We start from the raw sequence: 17,817 nt of genomic DNA, 5'->3' as shown, positions 1-17,817 counted from the left end.
GGAAGAAAGATGAAATTCACGTTAACGGAAGAACAACAAATGTTGAAGAAGATGGTCCGGGATTTTGCAGTCAATGAAGTGGAGCCAACAGCCGCTGAACGGGACGAAGAAGAACGCTTTGACCGAGAAATCTTCGATAAGATGGCAGAACTCGGGTTAACAGGGATCCCGTGGCCAGAAGAATACGGTGGGATTGGTTCTGACTACGTTAGTTATTGCATCGCCGTAGAAGAGTTATCACGTGTATGTGCCTCAACAGGTGTTACGTTATCAGCTCACCTTTCGCTAGCGAGCTGGCCGATTTATACGTATGGCAATGAAGAACAAAAACAAACCTTCCTACGGCAGCTTGCAACAGGAGAGAAGCTTGGAGCATACGCATTGTCAGAACCAGGAGCAGGTTCAGATGTAGCATCTATGCGAACAACTGCGAAGCTAGACGGTGATGCCTATATTCTAAATGGAAGCAAAGTGTGGATTACAAATGGCGGCGTAGCAGATACGTATATTGTATTCGCAAAGACGGATGGTGACAGTAAGCATAAAGGGATTACGGCATTTATCGTCGAGAAAGGAACACCTGGATTCGAATTTGGAAAGAAAGAGAAGAAGCTCGGCATTCGTTCATCGCCAACGACAGAGCTCATCTTTGAGGATTGTCGTGTCCCTATTGAGAATCGGTTGGGAGCAGAAGGGGAAGGCTTCAAGATTGCAATGACAACGCTCGATGGCGGGCGTAACGGAATCGCTGCTCAAGCGGTCGGGATTGCTCAAGGAGCTCTTGATGCTTCGGTTGGGTACGCGAAAGAGCGTGAGCAATTCGGGAAGCCTATTGCCAATCAGCAGGGCATCTCTTTTAAACTGGCAGATATGGCAACTGAAATTGAAGCGTCCCGTCTACTTACGTACCAAGCAGCGTGGTTAGAGTCAGAAGGATTGCCGTACGGAAAGGCTTCTGCTATGTCCAAACTGTTCGCAGGTGATACAGCGATGCGCGTAACGGTAGAAGCTGTTCAAGTATTTGGAGGTTATGGCTATACGAAAGACTACCCTGTAGAACGGTATATGCGGGATGCAAAGATTACACAAATCTATGAAGGCACGAATGAGATTCAGCGTCTTGTTATCGGTCGTATGCTGACAAAGGATTAGAGAACGTTCAATAAGGAGGAACGTTTATGACCCGTCCAAGGCATGTCCCTTCTTCTATTAAAGATGAACAGCTTGTAACGATACGGCGTAACCAGATGATTAAAGCTGCCGTCAAGCTGTTCAAAGAGAAGGGTTTCCATAAAACGACGACAAGAGAAGTGGCGAAGGAAGCCGGATTTAGTATAGGCACCCTATATGAATACATCCGTAAGAAAGAAGATATTTTATTTCTCGTATGTGACTATATCTATGAGCGAGTGATGGAGCGACTACATGTAATGATTGATACAGAGAGTGGGAGTCAAGAGGAACTTGTTCGAGGCGTCACCTCTTACTTTCAGCTTATGGACGATATGCAGGACGAAGTCGTCATTATGTATCAGGAGGTAAAGTCGCTGTCGAGGCAAGCTCAGGAATATGTGCTCCAAAAAGAAGGAGCGATGATTGCCCTCTTCGAGCAGTTGCTTGAGAAGTGTACGACTGGATTACGTAAAGAAGAGATCCATCTGTTAGCGAACAACATTACCGTGCAAGGTCAGATGTGGGGATTTCGCAGGTGGATGCTCCAAAAGACATTTACAATCGACTCTTATGCAAAGCTTCAGACTCAGTACCTATTACAGGGTGCCAATCTATTCCATGAAGGAGGACAATCGAGTGGAACAGTCCGTATATGAACCGACTCACCCCATTCGCTTCGTGACAGCTTCAAGTTTATTTGACGGACACGATGCATCCATTAATATCATGCGTCGAATCCTTCAAGGGACTGGTGCAGAAGTGATTCACTTAGGCCACAATCGTTCTGTTGAGGAAGTGGTGCAAGCGGCCATTCAAGAAGATGTTCAAGGCATTGCGATTTCTTCTTATCAAGGTGGCCATGTAGAGTATTTTAAATACATGGTGGATTTATTGAAAGAACGAGGAGCTGGGCATATTCGAGTGTATGGTGGGGGCGGGGGCGTTATTATCCCGCGTGAAATCAAAGAGCTTCATGAGTATGGTGTCGCGCGCATCTTTTCACCAGAAGACGGCCGTACCTTAGGCTTACAAGGGATGATCAATCGCATGATGAGAGAATGCGACTTCCAGCCTCCTTTTCACGCAGAAGAAGAGGCGAAGTTGCTATCTTCTGAGCATCCTCTCACTGTCGCTAAATGGATCACATACGTTGAGAACACGCCTAAAGAAGAGCGAGAAGCGGCGGCAACCCTTGAAGCTGTGTTAGAACGAAAGAAACATACCATCCCTGTACTAGGCATTACAGGTACAGGAGGGGCTGGGAAGAGCTCGCTGACAGATGAACTCATTCGTCGCTTCATTCACGAGGTGCCAGATAAGAAAGTTGCAATCTTGTCTGTCGACCCTACCAAGAAGAAAACTGGTGGAGCTCTACTCGGGGACAGAATCCGGATGAATGCCATCTTTCATCCTCGTGTGTATATGCGTTCATTGGCGACGCGTGATTCTAGAAGCGAACTTTCTCATTCGATTAAAGAGGCGATTGAAGTCGTGCAAGCAGCGGGATTTGACTTTGTTATCGTAGAAACGAGTGGAATCGGGCAAGGAGACGCTGCCATTACAGAAGTAACCGATTTATCGATGTATGTGATGACGGCTGAATTCGGGGCGCCGTCTCAACTCGAGAAGATTGACATGATTGATTTCGCTGACTTAATTGTCATTAATAAGTTTGAGCAGAAGGGTTCTGAAGATGCCCTTCGACAAGTGCGGAAGCAATATGAACGCAGTCATATGAAATTTCATGAAGACCGCTCGACCTTCCCGATTTATGGTACGATTGCAAGCCAATTTAACGACCCAGGCACCAACACGTTATTTAATGCCCTACTCGAGCTGATTAATGAACGTTATGAATGGGATGTCGCTCTCCCGTTTGAACGAACAGACGTTGTAGAGAAGCAAAACCTCATCATTCCACCTGAGCGACGTCAATACTTACGAGATATTGTAGAGACGGTTCAAACGTACCACAGGCGAACGGAAGAGCAAGCAAGTTATGCGAGTAATCTTTCACATATTAAAGAAACGAAAAAACTGTTGTCGAATATCGAAAGGAACGACCTTGATGAATTAGAACAAACGTTTGAACAACAGCTAGATGCTAGCGTTAAAAAGCAACTTGAAGATTGGGATTCGCTGCACGAGCGTTACGGGAAAGATACGATGGCGTTCCAAGTGCGCGACCGAGAAATCCAGATGGATATCTCTACTGAGTCGTTATCAGGATTAAGAATCCCGAAAGTTGCGTTGCCTCGCTTTACAGACTGGGGAGACCGGATTAGATGGTACAGAAGAGAGAACGTTCCAGGCGCCTTCCCATATACAGCGGGCGTGTTCCCGTTTAAACGAAAAGGGGAAGACCCGAAGCGGCAATTTGCTGGTGAAGGAACGCCAGAGAGGACAAATCGTCGATTTCATTACTTATCTGAGGGGGATGAAGCGAAACGGTTAAGCACCGCATTTGATTCTGTTACGTTGTATGGGGAAGACCCAGATGAGCGTCCAGATATCTATGGAAAAGTAGGGGAAAGTGGTGTGTCCATTTGCACCCTAGAGGATATGAAGAAGCTGTACGATGGCTTTGACCTATGTGCTCCGTCTACTTCTGTATCCATGACGATTAATGGGCCTGCTCCAATTATTCTAGCCATGTTCTTTAACACGGCGATTGATCAGCAGCTTGAGCGATTCACACAAGAAGAAGGACGCGAGCCGACTCAAGAAGAACGTCAGCAATTGAAAGAAGAAACGCTGTCAGTTGTGAGAGGAACGGTTCAAGCTGATATTCTAAAGGAAGACCAAGGACAGAATACGTGCATCTTCTCTACTGAATTTGCCCTTCGAATGATGGGAGACATTCAGCAATATTTCATAGATCATAACGTGCGAAACTATTATTCAGTTTCCATATCTGGCTATCACATTGCTGAGGCAGGTGCCAACCCGATTACTCAATTAGCGTTCACCCTCGCAAATGGCTTCACTTACGTAGAGTACTACTTAAGTAGAGGGATGGATGTAAATAAGTTTGCACCGAATTTATCCTTCTTCTTCTCAAATGGCCTAGACCCTGAATACACCGTCATTGGACGAGTGGCAAGGAGAATTTGGGCGATTATTATGAAAGAGAAATATGGTGCCGACGAGCGAAGCCAAAAGTTGAAGTATCACATTCAGACATCAGGACGCTCTCTTCATGCTCAAGAAATTGACTTTAATGATATTCGAACGACACTTCAAGCGCTTCTTGCTATTCAGGACAACTGTAATTCATTGCACACAAACTCTTACGATGAAGCCATAACAACTCCGACGGAAGAATCAGTTCGTCGAGCGATGGCGATTCAGATGATTATTAGTAAGGAATTCGGCTTGACTAAGAATGAGAATTCGCTACAAGGCTCTTACATTGTGGAGGAGTTAACGGATTTAGTAGAGGAGGCTGTCCTACAAGAATTCGAGCGTATGAATGATAGAGGCGGCGTACTAGGAGCGATGGAGCGTCAATATCAGAGAGGGAAGATTCAAGAAGAATCTCTCTATTATGAAGGGAAGAAGCATAGTGGAGAGCTTCCAATCGTCGGGGTGAACACCTACTTAAATCCAAATCCTCCATCTGAGGAGGAGATTGATTCAATGGAATTAGCCCGCGCCTCTAAAGATGAGAAGATGCATCAAATCCATGAGCTTCAAGCTTTCCAGGGAACTCATGAAGGGGCTACAGCAACTGCTTTGAACAAGTTAAAGCAAGTGGCTGCAAGCGGAGGAAACATCTTTGAAGAGTTGATGGAGACCGTGCGAGTCGCAAGTCTTGGACAGATTACCCATGCACTTTACGAAGTAGGTGGACAGTACAGAAGAAATATGTAAGAAAAGGGAGAGAAAATCTTGACTGATTTTCTCTTCCTTTTTTATACTATTAGAACTCCGATTGAAAATGAATCAATCCTATTTTCTTCTGATAGAACTAGCATAAACGATACGTATTTGTTTATAATGTATGGTATGGTTAAATTAGCGGAGCAATCTATGAAATATGATTTTCAATAAACTATTGATATAAAGGGAGTGCAGTACGTGAGCTATAAAAACTATTCCCCTCAAGAGATTTCAGAAATGTCCATGATTGAAATCGTGCACGAACTACTTGAAGATGAGCGTCGTGCCGTTCATTTTAATGATCTATATGACCGTGTAGCTGAAATCAAAGGGTTTACAGCCGAGCAGAAAGAAAAATTCATGCCGCAATTGTTTACAGACCTTAATAGTGAAGGCCGTTACATGACGGTTGGGTCGAACATGTGGGGGCTAAAGCGTTGGTATCCTGTTGACCAGACAGAAGAAGATGTTCAAGCGCCTACGAAGAAGACAAAACGTAAGAAACCAGCAGCTAAAGAAGAAGCTGACAAAGACTTGGACGAGTCTTCTATTGAAGAAGACATCGATTTCGAGGATGAAGATTTAGACCTTGATGAAGACGGTACGGAAAACAGCGGTCTTGATGGTGATTACGACCTAGCTGAAGAATCCGACGATGACTACGAAGAAGATGACACGCTTGTGAATGATGAAGAGTCAGATGATAGTAGTGATGATGAAGAAGAGGAAGAAGATTCTGACGAACAATACTAATCGTCTTGACTTATAAGGTCGAAATAAGTAAAATTTTATTTGGGCTCTTTAATTCGTGTTATGCATTAAAAAGCATAAGAAAAGCGCTCCCGTTTATAACAAACGGGAGCGCTTTTCTTTTTTTGGGGATTAAGTTAAAAACATTGGAACAAAACTATAACACAGAACGCCCTTGAAAAGAAACTATAGAGAGAGGGATAAGAAATGACGAAGTACATTTTCGTGACAGGTGGAGTAGTTTCCTCGCTAGGTAAAGGAATTACCGCTGCTTCACTAGGTCGTTTACTTAAGAATCGTGGTTTGAAAGTGACTATTCAAAAGTTTGACCCATATATCAACGTTGACCCGGGAACAATGAGCCCCTATCAACATGGAGAAGTTTTCGTGACAGAAGATGGAGCGGAAACGGACTTAGACTTAGGGCATTACGAGCGTTTTATTGATATTAACCTAGGTCAATACAGCAACGTGACAACTGGACGTGTGTATTCTTCAGTTATTCAGAAAGAACGTCGCGGTGATTATTTAGGTGGAACCGTACAAGTCATTCCACACATTACGAACGAAATTAAAGAGCGTGTATTCCGCTCAGGGCGCGAATCAAATGCGGATGTTGTCATTACGGAGATTGGCGGTACCGTTGGGGATATTGAGTCTCTGCCATTTCTAGAAGCCATTCGTCAGATTAAGAGTGATATTGGACGAGAGAACGTGATGTATCTTCACTGTACACTTGTTCCATATATTAAAGCCGCAGGTGAATTAAAAACAAAACCGACGCAACACTCTGTGAAAGAATTACGCTCATTAGGTATTCAACCTGATGCGATTGTACTTCGAACAGAAATGCCAATTCCAGATGGGATGAAGGCGAAAATTGCCCAATTCTGTGATGTGAACGAACAAGCGGTCTTTGAAGCAGGGGATGCTGAGACGCTTTATGACGTTCCATTAATGCTACAGAATCAAGAGTTGGACCAGTTTACGTGTAACCATTTTGGACTCTCATGTGGAGAGGCTGACATGAGCGAGTGGAACGAGCTTGTTACTCGTGTGAAGAACCTATCTAAAGTGACGACTATTGGACTTGTCGGAAAGTATGTTGAACTGCCTGATGCGTACATTTCTGTTGTTGAAGCATTGAAGCATGCAGGCTACTCTTTCGATACGGACATTGAAATTAAATGGGTTAATTCTGAAGAAGTGACTCGTGAAAATGCTGCACAATACCTTTCAGACGTCGATGGCATTCTCGTTCCAGGTGGATTTGGTGACCGTGGAATCGAAGGCAAGATTGAAGCCATCCGTTATGCGCGTGAGGAGAAAGTGCCTTTCCTAGGAATTTGTCTTGGAATGCAGCTGGCTACCGTGGAATTTGCGCGTAACGTGCTAGGTCTTGATGGTGCTCACTCGGCTGAAATTGAACCAACGACTCCTTACCCAATCATCGACCTTCTTCCTGAGCAGAAAGATGTAGAAGATATGGGAGGAACATTGCGTCTTGGTGTTTACCCGAGCAGAGTTATCGAAGGTACGAAGACGAAGGCTGCTTATGGCGAAGAAGTGATTTACGAACGTCACCGTCACCGCTATGAATTTAATAACCAGTATCGTGACCAAATGGAAGAAGCAGGGTTCTTATTCTCAGGAACAAGTCCTGATGGTCGCCTTGTAGAGATTATTGAACTTTCAGACCATCCATGGTTTGTTGCATCTCAATTCCACCCTGAATTTAAATCAAGACCAACGCGTCCTCAACCGTTGTTCCATGATTTTATTGGAGCATCCGTTCAGAAGTAAGTTACGCATGAGCCTCGCTCTTTTAAGAGCGAGGTTTTTTCATGTGGAATTTGATTATTAAAAAAGTGCTAGGTACTTTGCAGGATTTTAACGTGTGAAAATCGAAAAGTACGTATTGGGGATATATTAGTTCGTGGATTGGAGGAAAACGCATGTCTAAAACCATATTAGTGGTCGATGATCAACCCGGGATACGCATACTACTAGAAGAAGTCATCCGAAATGAAGGGTACCATGTGACTTTAGCCGAGAATGGAATCGAGGCAATGGAAGAATTTAAGCAACATCATCCGTCACTTGTCATTTTAGATATGAAACTTCCTGGCAAAGATGGACCGACTGTTGCGAGAGAAATGGAACAGTTGTCGCCTTCAACGCCCATTGTATTTATTAGTGGTTTAGCGGAAGAAGAATGGGAAGAAGTGCGTACCATTGAGTCGGTTCGTACCATCCTTGCAAAGCCATTTGATATCTATGAAATCAAGGATATTTTGAAAGAATATTCCGTCTAATTAGCGGAATAAATAACCATTATCGATATTTTCATGGATGTAAGCGTTAACCAGGGACTAGCATGTTGCACCTAGGTTTCGGACTTGGTATGCTATTAATGTAAAAAACCTACATAGCGGATATAATCGTATCTTTATGCTAAAAGGTTGCAGAATCTTTTCCCTATATAAAAGGAGGACCATCCATGCCATTAGTTTCCATGAAAGAAATGCTAGAAACGGCTAAGGAAAACCGATACGCTGTCGGTCAATTCAACCTAAATAACCTTGAGTACGCTCAAGCGATCCTGCAAGCTGCTGAAGAAGAGCAGTCTCCAGTAATCCTTGGTGTATCTGAAGGTGCAGCTCGTTACATGGGTGGCTTTAACGTTGTAGTATCTATGGTTAAAGCACTTATGGATTCCTATAAGACTACAGTTCCTGTAGCGATTCACCTAGACCATGGTTCTAGCTTCGAGAAATGTGCAGAAGCAATCCACGCTGGTTTCACTTCTGTTATGATTGATGCTTCCCATGATCCACTAGAAGAAAACATTGAAGTTACGAAGAAAGTGGTTGAGCTTGCTCATATCCACGGTGTTTCTGTTGAAGCTGAACTTGGTCGCGTTGGCGGTCAAGAAGATGATCTTATCGTTGACGATGCTGAAGCAGCTTACGCAATTCCTTCTGAGTGTAAACAACTTGTTGACGAAACAAACGTTGACGTATTCGCTCCAGCACTAGGTTCTGTTCACGGCCCTTACAAAGGCGAACCAAACCTAGGCTTCGACCGCATGGAAGAAATCATGGGTCTTGTAGACAAGCCACTTGTTCTTCACGGTGGTACTGGTATCCCAACAGCTGACATCAAGAAAGCAATCAGCTACGGAACTGCTAAAATCAACGTAAATACTGAAAACCAAGTTTCTCAAGGAAAAGCAATTCGCGAAGTACTTGCTGAAAAACCTGATCTATACGATCCACGTAAATACATGGGTCCTGGTCGTGACGCAATTAAAGAAACTGTAATCGGCAAAATGCGCGAATTCGGTTCTGCTCAAAAAGCGTAACGATTACGTCGTATAGTTGAAGATGCCGCCGGAACAACCTTTCGGCGGTTTCTTTTACATAAGAAATGAAAACGCACTCATTTACAAGGGGGAGGAAGAAGTATGAAATTCTTTATCGACACAGCGAACATTGATGAAATCCGTGAGGCAAACGCATTGGGAGTATTAGCAGGGGTTACAACAAACCCATCGCTTGTAGCGAAAGAGGGGGTTTCTTTCCACGAGCGTTTGAAAGAGATAACAGATGAAGTAGACGGTTCTGTTAGCGCTGAGGTAATTGCTGAGGATGCTGAAGGGATGATTGAAGAAGGGAAAGAGCTCGCAGCCATCGCACCGAACATTACAGTTAAGGTTCCAATGACACTTGAAGGCCTGAAGGCGGTAAAGCGCTTCTCAGAGCTGAACATTAAGACGAACGTTACACTTATCTTCTCTGCGAATCAAGCGCTGTTAGCAGCTCGTGCAGGTGCGTCTTATGTTTCGCCATTTTTAGGTCGTCTAGATGATATTGGGCAAGAGGGGATTGATCTTGTTTCTCAAATCTCTGAGATTTTTGACCGTCATGCGATTGATACTGAAATTATTGCAGCTTCTGTCCGCCACCCAGTTCATGTTACGGATGCCGCCCTACACGGTGCGCATATCGCAACGATTCCGTTTAAAGTTCTAGACCAACTTGTAAAGCACCCATTAACCGACCAGGGGATCGAAAAGTTTTTATCCGACTGGAATCGACAAAAATAGGCATGTTTTTTGGTAATTTTGTGCAAAATAAGTCTATACGGAGCTACCTAAGGAAGGGAGTCCAAACCTGACGATGGAGAAGTTACTTATTGAAGGAGGCCATTCATTGCGGGGGCAAGTGCGTATAAGCGGTGCGAAGAACAGTGCTGTTGCCTTGCTTCCTGCTGCAATCTTGGCAGAGACACCTGTAACGATTGAAGGGTTGCCTCATATCTCAGACGTAGACACACTGAGCCATTTGCTAGAAGAGATTGGTGGCAAGGTTGTAAAGGATGGGCGGGATGTTTATATCGATCCCTCTACTATGATCTCTATGCCACTGCCGAATGGGAAAGTAAAGAAACTTCGTGCTTCCTATTACTTCATGGGAGCCATGCTTGGACGTTTCAAGAAAGCGGTCATTGGATTACCAGGCGGGTGTCATCTTGGCCCGCGCCCAATTGACCAACACATTAAAGGCTTTGAAGCATTAGGTGCACAAGTAACAAATGAACAAGGTGCCATTTATTTAAGAGCAGATGAACTAAAAGGAGCTCGTATTTACTTAGACGTCGTAAGTGTAGGTGCTACGATTAACATTATGCTTGCTGCTGTGAAAGCGAAAGGCAAGACGGTTATCGAGAATGCAGCGAAAGAACCTGAAATTATTGACGTCGCCACGTTGCTAACGAGTATGGGAGCGAAGATTAAAGGGGCAGGGACGGACGTTATCCGGATTGAAGGTGTTGAAACACTTAGCGGGTGTCAGCATACGATTATCCCAGACCGTATCGAGGCTGGAACGTATACGATTTTAGCGGCTGCGATGGGAGAAGAAGTGTTGATTGACAACGTCATACCACAGCACTTGGAATCTCTCCTTGCAAAGCTTCGTGAAATGGGGATTACTATTGAGTCAAATGATGACCAACTTCTCATTCGTCGCGATAAGCCTATACAAGCAGTTGACGTCAAGACGCTGGTCTTTCCAGGCTTCCCAACGGACTTGCAACAACCATTTACTTCGTTGCTCACGCAAGCGAGAGGGACTGGAGTCGTAACGGACACGATTTATGGTGCGCGATTCAAGCACGTAGATGAACTGCGACGCATGAATGCAGACATAAAGGTAGAAGGTAGCTCAGCTATTGTGACAGGTCCTGTCCAGTTGGAGGGAGCTCGTGTGAAAGCGACTGACCTTCGTGCTGGAGCTGCGCTTGTCATTGCTGGTTCATTAGCGAGAGGGGTAACAGAAATTACTGGCCTTGAACATATCGATCGTGGCTATGAGGATTTAGTTGAGAAGCTAAATGCGCTAGGTGGACATGCTTGGCGTGAAGAAATGACAGAGGCTGAGATCGAACAATTTCAAAATTCATAGTACCGTCACAGCTCCATGGTGATGGGGGAGATTCCGGTTTATAAATGAGCAAGGCAAAAGGGGAGGAATAGTTACCATGGAAAGAAGTTTGACGATGGAACTTGTACGTGTAACCGAAGCAGCCGCACTCGCTTCAGCTCGTTGGATGGGAAGAGGAAAGAAGGATGAGGCGGATGACGCAGCGACAAGTGCTATGCGCGATGTATTTGATACGATACCGATGAAGGGGACCGTCGTCATTGGGGAAGGCGAAATGGATGAAGCCCCTATGCTTTACATTGGTGAGAAGTTGGGGAATGGATATGGTCCAAGAGTTGACGTAGCAGTCGACCCACTTGAAGGGACAAATATCGTTGCCCAAGGAACATGGAACGCTTTATCTGTTCTGGCAGTTGCAGATCACAGCAAGTTGTTACACGCACCGGACATGTATATGGAGAAGATCGCAGTTGGCCCTGAAGCGGTTGGCAAAGTGGACATTAATGCGTCCATCCGAGAGAATCTTGCCGCAGTTGCAAGGGCGAAGAACAAAGATATTGAAGATGTTGTAGCAATTGTGCTGAATCGTAAGCGACACGAGCGCATCATTGAAGAGATCAGGGAAGCGGGAGCTCGGATTAAGCTCATCTCAGATGGGGATGTCGCTGCTGCCATCAATACAGCATTTGACCATACCGGTGTTGATATTCTATTCGGTAGTGGAGGGGCACCTGAAGGCGTACTTGCCGCTGCTGCTTTGAAATGTCTCGGTGGAGAAATTCAAGGAAAGCTACTTCCTGAAGATGATGAACAGCTTGCGCGCTGTGCGCGGATGGGCATAGCAGATGTGCAAAAGGTGCTCATGATGGACGACATGTGTGGCGGAGACGATGCCATATTTGCGGCAACAGGTGTAACAGACGGAGAGCTGTTAAGAGGCGTTCAGTTTAAAGGAACGAAAGCCACGACTCAAACCGTTGTTATGCGAGCGAAATCTGGAACCGTCCGCTTCATTGATGGAGACCACTCCTTGAAGAAGAAACCGAACCTCGTAATTAAACCATAGACATAAAGAGGGATTTTGCGTCACGTGACTGTTCGTAAAATCCCTTTTTCTTTCCTTCTTTTCGAATTCTGTCACAAAAACATAGTTGAATAGTTCAGATAGATAGGGTTAAAATGAAAGATGTTTAAAAGCAACGAGACTTGGCAATAGTGAATTTAGCCCCGTTGGCAAACTTCTATTCTAGCTTCTAACTAATTTCCTTCAAAACGAATCATGTTTCCAAAACCCTACATGAGAAGCTAAACCATCCATTACAAATAGTCTCTTCACAACGGTATCGTGCGGCCATGAAGGACGTTTGCGTTCCTGATTAGTTGGATTGGCAGACGAGATAGGTGACGAAAAGCAACGATTGCTCATCGCCTTTTTTGTGCTTGTGGAGGCCGCCGTGCGTCTACTCTACTTACATAGAGAAGTATGAAGAGCTTGATGGAAGAACGATAAAACGAAATAGGTGTGTGATACAGTGTCTGGATCATTAACAATTTCCCATTTGGAGACACTTAACTTAAAAGAATTGTACAAGCTTGCACGCGAGTACAAAGTGTCTTACTATGCTAAATTAACAAAGCGAGAATTAATCTTTTCCATTTTGAAGGCTCAAGCCGAGAAGGATGGATTCTTATTTATGGACGGAATTCTAGAGGTTATTCCTTCAGAAGGATTTGGCTTCCTACGTCCAATTAACTACTCCCCATCAGCTGAAGATATTTATATCTCTGCTTCGCAAATCCGTCGTTTCGATTTAAGAAACGGAGATAAAGTATCAGGGAAAGTGCGTCCTCCTAAGGAGAACGAGCGTTACTACGGATTGCTTCACGTTGATGCGGTCAATGGAGATGCACCTGATTCTGCGAAAGAACGTGTCCATTTCCCAGCGTTAACACCGCTTTATCCTGAGCGTATGATGAACCTTGAAACACAAGGAAAGAGCCTATCCACAAGAATTATTGACTTGATGACACCAGTTGGCTTCGGTCAGCGTGGTTTAATCGTTGCGCCTCCGAAGGCTGGTAAGACGATGCTTCTAAAGCAAATCGCAAACAGTATCTCAGAGAACCATCCTGACTCGAAATTAATTATTCTTCTCGTAGACGAGCGTCCTGAAGAAGTGACAGACATTGAGCGTTCCGTCGATGGGGATGTGGATGTCGTGAGCTCTACGTTTGATGAAGTTCCAGAGAACCATATTAAAGTATCTGAATTAGTGTTGGAGCGTGCTATGCGCCTTGTTGAACATAAGAAGGACGTTATTATTCTTATGGACAGCATTACTCGACTAGCGCGTGCGTACAACCTAGTGATTCCACCAAGTGGTCGGACGTTATCTGGTGGTATTGACCCAGCCTCCTTCCACCGTCCGAAGCGCTTCTTCGGTGCTGCGCGTAATATTGAAGAGGGCGGAAGCTTAACCATCCTTGCGACGGCGCTTGTAGAGACAGGCTCCCGTATGGATGATGTCATTTATGAAGAATTCAAAGGTACAGGAAATATGGAGCTGCACCTTGATCGAAATCTTGCTGAACGACGAATCTTCCCAGCTATTGATGTACGCCGCAGCGGGACTCGTAAAGAAGAATTGCTTCTTCCTAAAGACCGACTGGAGAAGATTTGGTCAATTCGTAAGACGATGGCAGACCAACCAAACTTCGTCGATCGCTTCTTACGCCGCCTGAAATCTTCGAAGAACAACGAAGAATTCTTCCAACTTATGGAGGAAGATATGAAAGGCAAGACCTCTTCTAAGCGATCGTAGCCTTCAAATAATTGAGAGTTCCAGTTGCAAAAGAGTATAGGGGCTGTTATAATCTTTCTATGTGAGTTTAGATATAAGGCTAATCTTTAGTCTTCTAACGGCTCTTGGAATAACTCTGTTTCCTAAGGATTCAGGGCAAAAAGGAGTGTACAGACATGAAGGAAGGAATTCATCCAAACTATCAGAAAGTAGTATTCTTAGATACTTCTTCTGATTACAAGTTCCTAACTGGTTCTACACAATCATCTGACGAAACCATTGAATGGGAAGATGGCAACACGTACCCACTAATCCGTGTTGAGATCTCTTCAGCATCTCACCCGTTCTACACTGGTAAGCAGAAGGCTGACAAAGCTGGTGGCCGTGTAGACCGCTTCAAGAAAAAATACGGCATGAAGTAAGCTTAACCAAAGCTTATTATGATGATAAAAAACAGGCAAATTGTCTAACTTTGCCTGTTTTTTTCACGTTTACGCCTTGTTTTCTCTCAAATTCAGGGAACGATAATGACACATAAACCTCTTTGACCTAGAAGGGAGAGACCAGCTCGTGCATGTGATGAAACATAGCGGATGGGTAGAATTAATCTGTGGGAGCATGTTCTCAGGGAAATCTGAAGAACTTATCCGCAGAGTCCGTCGTTCCACATTTGGGCGACTATCCGTGCGGGTGTTTAAACCTGCCATCGACAATCGCTACGCCGAAGAAGCCATTGTCTCTCACAATGGAGCTACGGTTGTAGCTCATCCAGTGGAACGTTCCGAGGACATTCTCTATTCTGTAGATGATGATATAGATGTTGTTGCCATTGATGAAGTTCAATTTTTTGATGATAATATCGTGGAAGTCATTCAAGAATTAGCGAACGCTGGTCACCGTGTAATTGCTGCCGGCCTTGACCTTGACTTCCGAGGCGAACCGTTTGGGTGTGTTCCGAAGCTAATGGCTCTCGCAGAGTCTGTTACAAAGCTCAGCGCCCTTTGCCCAATCTGTGGCTCACCTGCCACAAGGACACAGCGTTTGATTGACGGGAAACCAGCCTCCTACGATGACCCAGTTATATTAGTTGGAGCATCTGAATCGTACGAGCCTCGTTGCCGTCACCATCATGAAGTTCCAAACCGTCCTAAGAACGTTGAAACACCTGACTATTTAAAGTCAAAGCAATAAGAAAATAGGCTGTCTCCGTTTGTGAGGCGGCCCTTTTTTTATGCATGACCCAAAGAAACCGTGGGAAACTACTTTCAACACACATACTGAGAGGATGGAGAGTATGAGATGGTTGATGATGATATTCCTAATCGGAACATTGGGTGCGTGCGGTACTACAGAAGAAGGCTCAACGAATGACGTCAAAGATGTGCAGTTTTTTAAGAGGACAGCGAACACGCTTGAGAAAGCTTCTGACCGTGAACCAGGTTACTCAGAGTCAGACAATCCGATGCAGGTCGACCAATTAGGGAAGACGTGGGGCATCGGTCCTGACCGAGAGAAAGCAAGAGAAGGAGCAGAGCTCGTAGAGGGTGTGGATGTAAAGCGGATTAGCATACGTGGATCACAAGCTTACGTTCATGTGCATGTAGATGGACTAACCTCACAGGATGAAGCGATGGTCTACGCTGACAAAGTGCGTAAATCCGTTCAGAAAGCACTGCCCCGCTACACCATTAAGGTGCGTGTGAATTAAGTGTTCGCTTGTTTTCTCTTCACACTTCTTTGACTCTACACAAGGGCTATACTATAATTATACTGTTATGGAGAAAAAAGAGGTGGTTGAAAGTGTTAGAACGACTTCAAACCTTGGAGGACAGATACGAGAAACTGAACGAGTTACTCTCTGATCCGGAAATCGTAAATGATTCCAAGAAGTTACGTGAATACTCAAAGGAACAAGCAGACTTAACTGAAACAGTCCAGGCTTATCAACAATACAAAGACGTTTCCTCGCAACTAGATGATGCGAAAGCCATGCTAGACGAAGAAGACGATGAGATGAAAGAAATGGTGAAAGAAGAAATTAATGAACTCTCCGAGCAGAAAGCAGAGCTTGAAGAGCGTCTTAAGATTCTTCTTATTCCGAAAGACCCGAACGACGAAAAGAACGTTATCATGGAAATCCGTGGTGCTGCGGGTGGCGACGAAGCGGCTTTATTTGCTGGGGATCTTTATCGCATGTATTCCCGTTACGCGGAGTCACAAGGCTGGAAGCTTGAAGTCATTGAGTCTCATGAAAGTGAAGTAGGCGGTTATAAAGAAATGATCTTTATGATTAATGGAAAAGGCGCTTATTCTAGGTTTAAATTTGAGAACGGTGCACACCGTGTGCAACGTGTACCAGCTACAGAATCTGGCGGACGTATTCATACGTCTACAGCGACGGTAGCTGTACTTCCTGAGGCAGAAGAAGTAGAGGTAGAAATTCACGAGAAAGATATTCGTGTTGATACGTTCGCTTCTAGTGGACCTGGAGGACAAAGTGTAAATACAACAATGTCCGCCGTGCGTCTAACTCACGAGCCAACAGGAACTGTAGTATCTTGTCAGGATGAAAAGTCCCAGATTAAGAACAAAGAAAAGGCAATGAAAGTATTGCGTGCTCGTATCTACGAGAAATTCCAACAAGAAGCTCAGGCGGAATACGATGAAAACCGTAAATCTGCTGTTGGTTCTGGTGACCGTTCTGAACGTATCCGTACGTACAATTTCCCTCAGAATCGTGTAACCGACCACCGTATCGGCCTTACCATCCAGAAGCTTGATCAAATCATGGAAGGTAAGATTGAAGAGTTTATCGAAGCGCTAATTATCGAAGAGCAGACGAAGCGTCTCGAGCAAATTGGAGAATAAGATGAGTACGAAGACCATTTTGGAAGCCCGCAACTGGGCTTCTCTTTTTTTAGAGGAGCATGGTAGAGAAAAGAATGTGGGAGAACTGCTTCTTCTTCATCATTTAGGGTTTACACGCGCGCAATTGCTAGCCTACCTTCCGGACCCAATAGGAGATGAGGCATATACAGCTTTCGAACGGGATGTACGGGAGCATGCCTTGCATGGCGTTCCGTATCAGCATCTTGTTGGAACAGCCTCCTTCTTTGGGAGAGAGTTTAACGTGAATAAGCACGTGCTTGTTCCTAGGCAAGAGACCGAGGAGCTTGTAGATGGGATTCTACGCCGTCTCAATGAACGAGGGTGGGACAAGAAGCAGATTCATGCGGTGGATATTGGTACAGGGAGCGGAATTATTCCGATTACGTTAAAGCAGGAATGGCCCTCGATGTCTGTCAGTGCTGTGGATTTATCAGCTGATGCACTCTGTGTTGCGAAGCGAAATAGAGAAGAACACGGGACGGACATCACTTTCTATGAAGGCAGTTTCCTAGAACCTGTACTTGATCAAACGTTTGATCTAATCGTTTCGAACCCGCCTTATATTCCTGAAGGTGATCTTGATTCCTTATCGGATGTTGTGAAGAATTACGACCCACATCTTGCCTTATTTGCAGGGAAGGACGGGCTTGATGCCTACCGTGCGATTGTTGCCCAATTGCCTTATGTTTCTAAATCAGAGACGTTACTTGCCTTTGAGATTGGCTACAATCAAGGTTCAGATGTACGTAATCTTATCCAATCTAAATTCCCAGCTTCTACACCAGAAGTTGTGAACGATTTAAATGGAAATGAACGAATGGTATTTGCCTGGCTCTCCGTATAGGAGGGGCAGGCTTTTTTTGTGGGTAAGGGGA

The 17,817-nt window shown here is 44.7% G+C and carries 16 protein-coding genes; all 16 read left to right on the top strand.

Going from position 1 to position 17,817, the window contains the following annotated elements; translation table 11 throughout:
* Positions 1-9 precede the first annotated feature (9 nt).
* The 16 genes from H513_RS0101110 (at position 10) to prmC (ending at position 17,786) form a co-directional block, all read left to right on the top strand.
* The gene (locus tag H513_RS0101110) at positions 10-1,152 is read left to right on the top strand and encodes an acyl-CoA dehydrogenase (protein ID WP_026799040.1); all 1,143 of its coding nucleotides are present in this window, start codon (positions 10-12) and stop codon (positions 1,150-1,152) included.
* Between the two features lie 26 nt (positions 1,153-1,178).
* The gene (locus H513_RS0101105; protein ID WP_026799039.1) at positions 1,179-1,829 is read left to right on the top strand and encodes a TetR/AcrR family transcriptional regulator; all 651 of its coding nucleotides are present in this window, start codon (positions 1,179-1,181) and stop codon (positions 1,827-1,829) included.
* On the top strand, positions 1,810-5,046 hold the full coding sequence (gene icmF, locus H513_RS0101100) for a fused isobutyryl-CoA mutase/GTPase IcmF (RefSeq protein WP_026799038.1): 3,237 nt from the start codon (positions 1,810-1,812) through the stop codon (positions 5,044-5,046). The genes H513_RS0101105 and icmF overlap by 20 nt, the downstream gene beginning before the upstream one ends.
* Before the next feature lie 207 nt (positions 5,047-5,253).
* Positions 5,254-5,808, top strand: coding sequence for a DNA-directed RNA polymerase subunit delta (gene rpoE, locus H513_RS0101090; RefSeq protein WP_026799037.1), 555 nt, complete (start codon positions 5,254-5,256; stop codon positions 5,806-5,808).
* Positions 5,809-6,012: 204 nt separating this feature from the next.
* Positions 6,013-7,608: a CTP synthase gene (locus H513_RS0101085; protein WP_026799036.1), complete on the top strand. Its 1,596-nt coding sequence runs from the start codon at positions 6,013-6,015 to the stop codon at positions 7,606-7,608.
* Between the two features lie 152 nt (positions 7,609-7,760).
* On the top strand, positions 7,761-8,120 hold the full coding sequence (locus tag H513_RS0101080; protein ID WP_026799035.1) for a response regulator: 360 nt from the start codon (positions 7,761-7,763) through the stop codon (positions 8,118-8,120).
* A gap of 185 nt (positions 8,121-8,305) precedes the next feature.
* Complete coding sequence (gene fba, locus H513_RS0101075) at positions 8,306-9,169, top strand: class II fructose-1,6-bisphosphate aldolase (protein ID WP_026799034.1); 864 nt, start codon at positions 8,306-8,308, stop codon at positions 9,167-9,169.
* Between the two features lie 102 nt (positions 9,170-9,271).
* On the top strand, positions 9,272-9,913 hold the full coding sequence (fsa, locus tag H513_RS0101070; protein WP_026799033.1) for a fructose-6-phosphate aldolase: 642 nt from the start codon (positions 9,272-9,274) through the stop codon (positions 9,911-9,913).
* A 73-nt stretch (positions 9,914-9,986) separates the two neighbouring features.
* A complete protein-coding gene (locus H513_RS0101065) occupies positions 9,987-11,273 on the top strand; it encodes a UDP-N-acetylglucosamine 1-carboxyvinyltransferase (RefSeq protein ID WP_026799032.1) in 1,287 nt (428 codons plus the stop codon).
* A 76-nt stretch (positions 11,274-11,349) separates the two neighbouring features.
* On the top strand, positions 11,350-12,318 hold the full coding sequence (glpX, locus tag H513_RS0101060; protein ID WP_026799031.1) for a class II fructose-bisphosphatase: 969 nt from the start codon (positions 11,350-11,352) through the stop codon (positions 12,316-12,318).
* A gap of 466 nt (positions 12,319-12,784) precedes the next feature.
* Positions 12,785-14,074, top strand: a complete 1,290-nt coding sequence (rho, locus tag H513_RS0101055) for a transcription termination factor Rho (protein WP_036768813.1) — start codon at positions 12,785-12,787, stop codon at positions 14,072-14,074.
* A 155-nt stretch (positions 14,075-14,229) separates the two neighbouring features.
* Positions 14,230-14,475, top strand: coding sequence for a type B 50S ribosomal protein L31 (locus tag H513_RS0101050; RefSeq protein ID WP_026799029.1), 246 nt, complete (start codon positions 14,230-14,232; stop codon positions 14,473-14,475).
* Between the two features lie 148 nt (positions 14,476-14,623).
* Positions 14,624-15,244 (top strand): thymidine kinase, encoded by a 621-nt coding sequence (locus H513_RS0101045; protein WP_026799028.1) that lies wholly within the window; start codon positions 14,624-14,626, stop codon positions 15,242-15,244.
* Between the two features lie 103 nt (positions 15,245-15,347).
* Positions 15,348-15,761 (top strand): hypothetical protein, encoded by a 414-nt coding sequence (locus H513_RS0101040; RefSeq protein ID WP_026799027.1) that lies wholly within the window; start codon positions 15,348-15,350, stop codon positions 15,759-15,761.
* Between the two features lie 92 nt (positions 15,762-15,853).
* Positions 15,854-16,921 (top strand): peptide chain release factor 1, encoded by a 1,068-nt coding sequence (gene prfA, locus H513_RS0101035; RefSeq protein WP_026799026.1) that lies wholly within the window; start codon positions 15,854-15,856, stop codon positions 16,919-16,921.
* Between the two features lies 1 nt (position 16,922).
* A complete protein-coding gene (prmC, locus tag H513_RS0101030; RefSeq protein ID WP_026799025.1) occupies positions 16,923-17,786 on the top strand; it encodes a peptide chain release factor N(5)-glutamine methyltransferase in 864 nt (287 codons plus the stop codon).
* The last annotated feature ends 31 nt before the right edge of the window (positions 17,787-17,817 follow it).

Source organism: Pontibacillus halophilus JSM 076056 = DSM 19796 (genome assembly GCF_000425205.1).
Taxonomy (GTDB): domain Bacteria; phylum Bacillota; class Bacilli; order Bacillales; family BH030062; genus Pontibacillus_A; species Pontibacillus_A halophilus.
The sequence above is the reverse complement of the archived record's forward strand: the minus strand, read 5'-3'. Positions and strand labels throughout refer to the sequence as shown.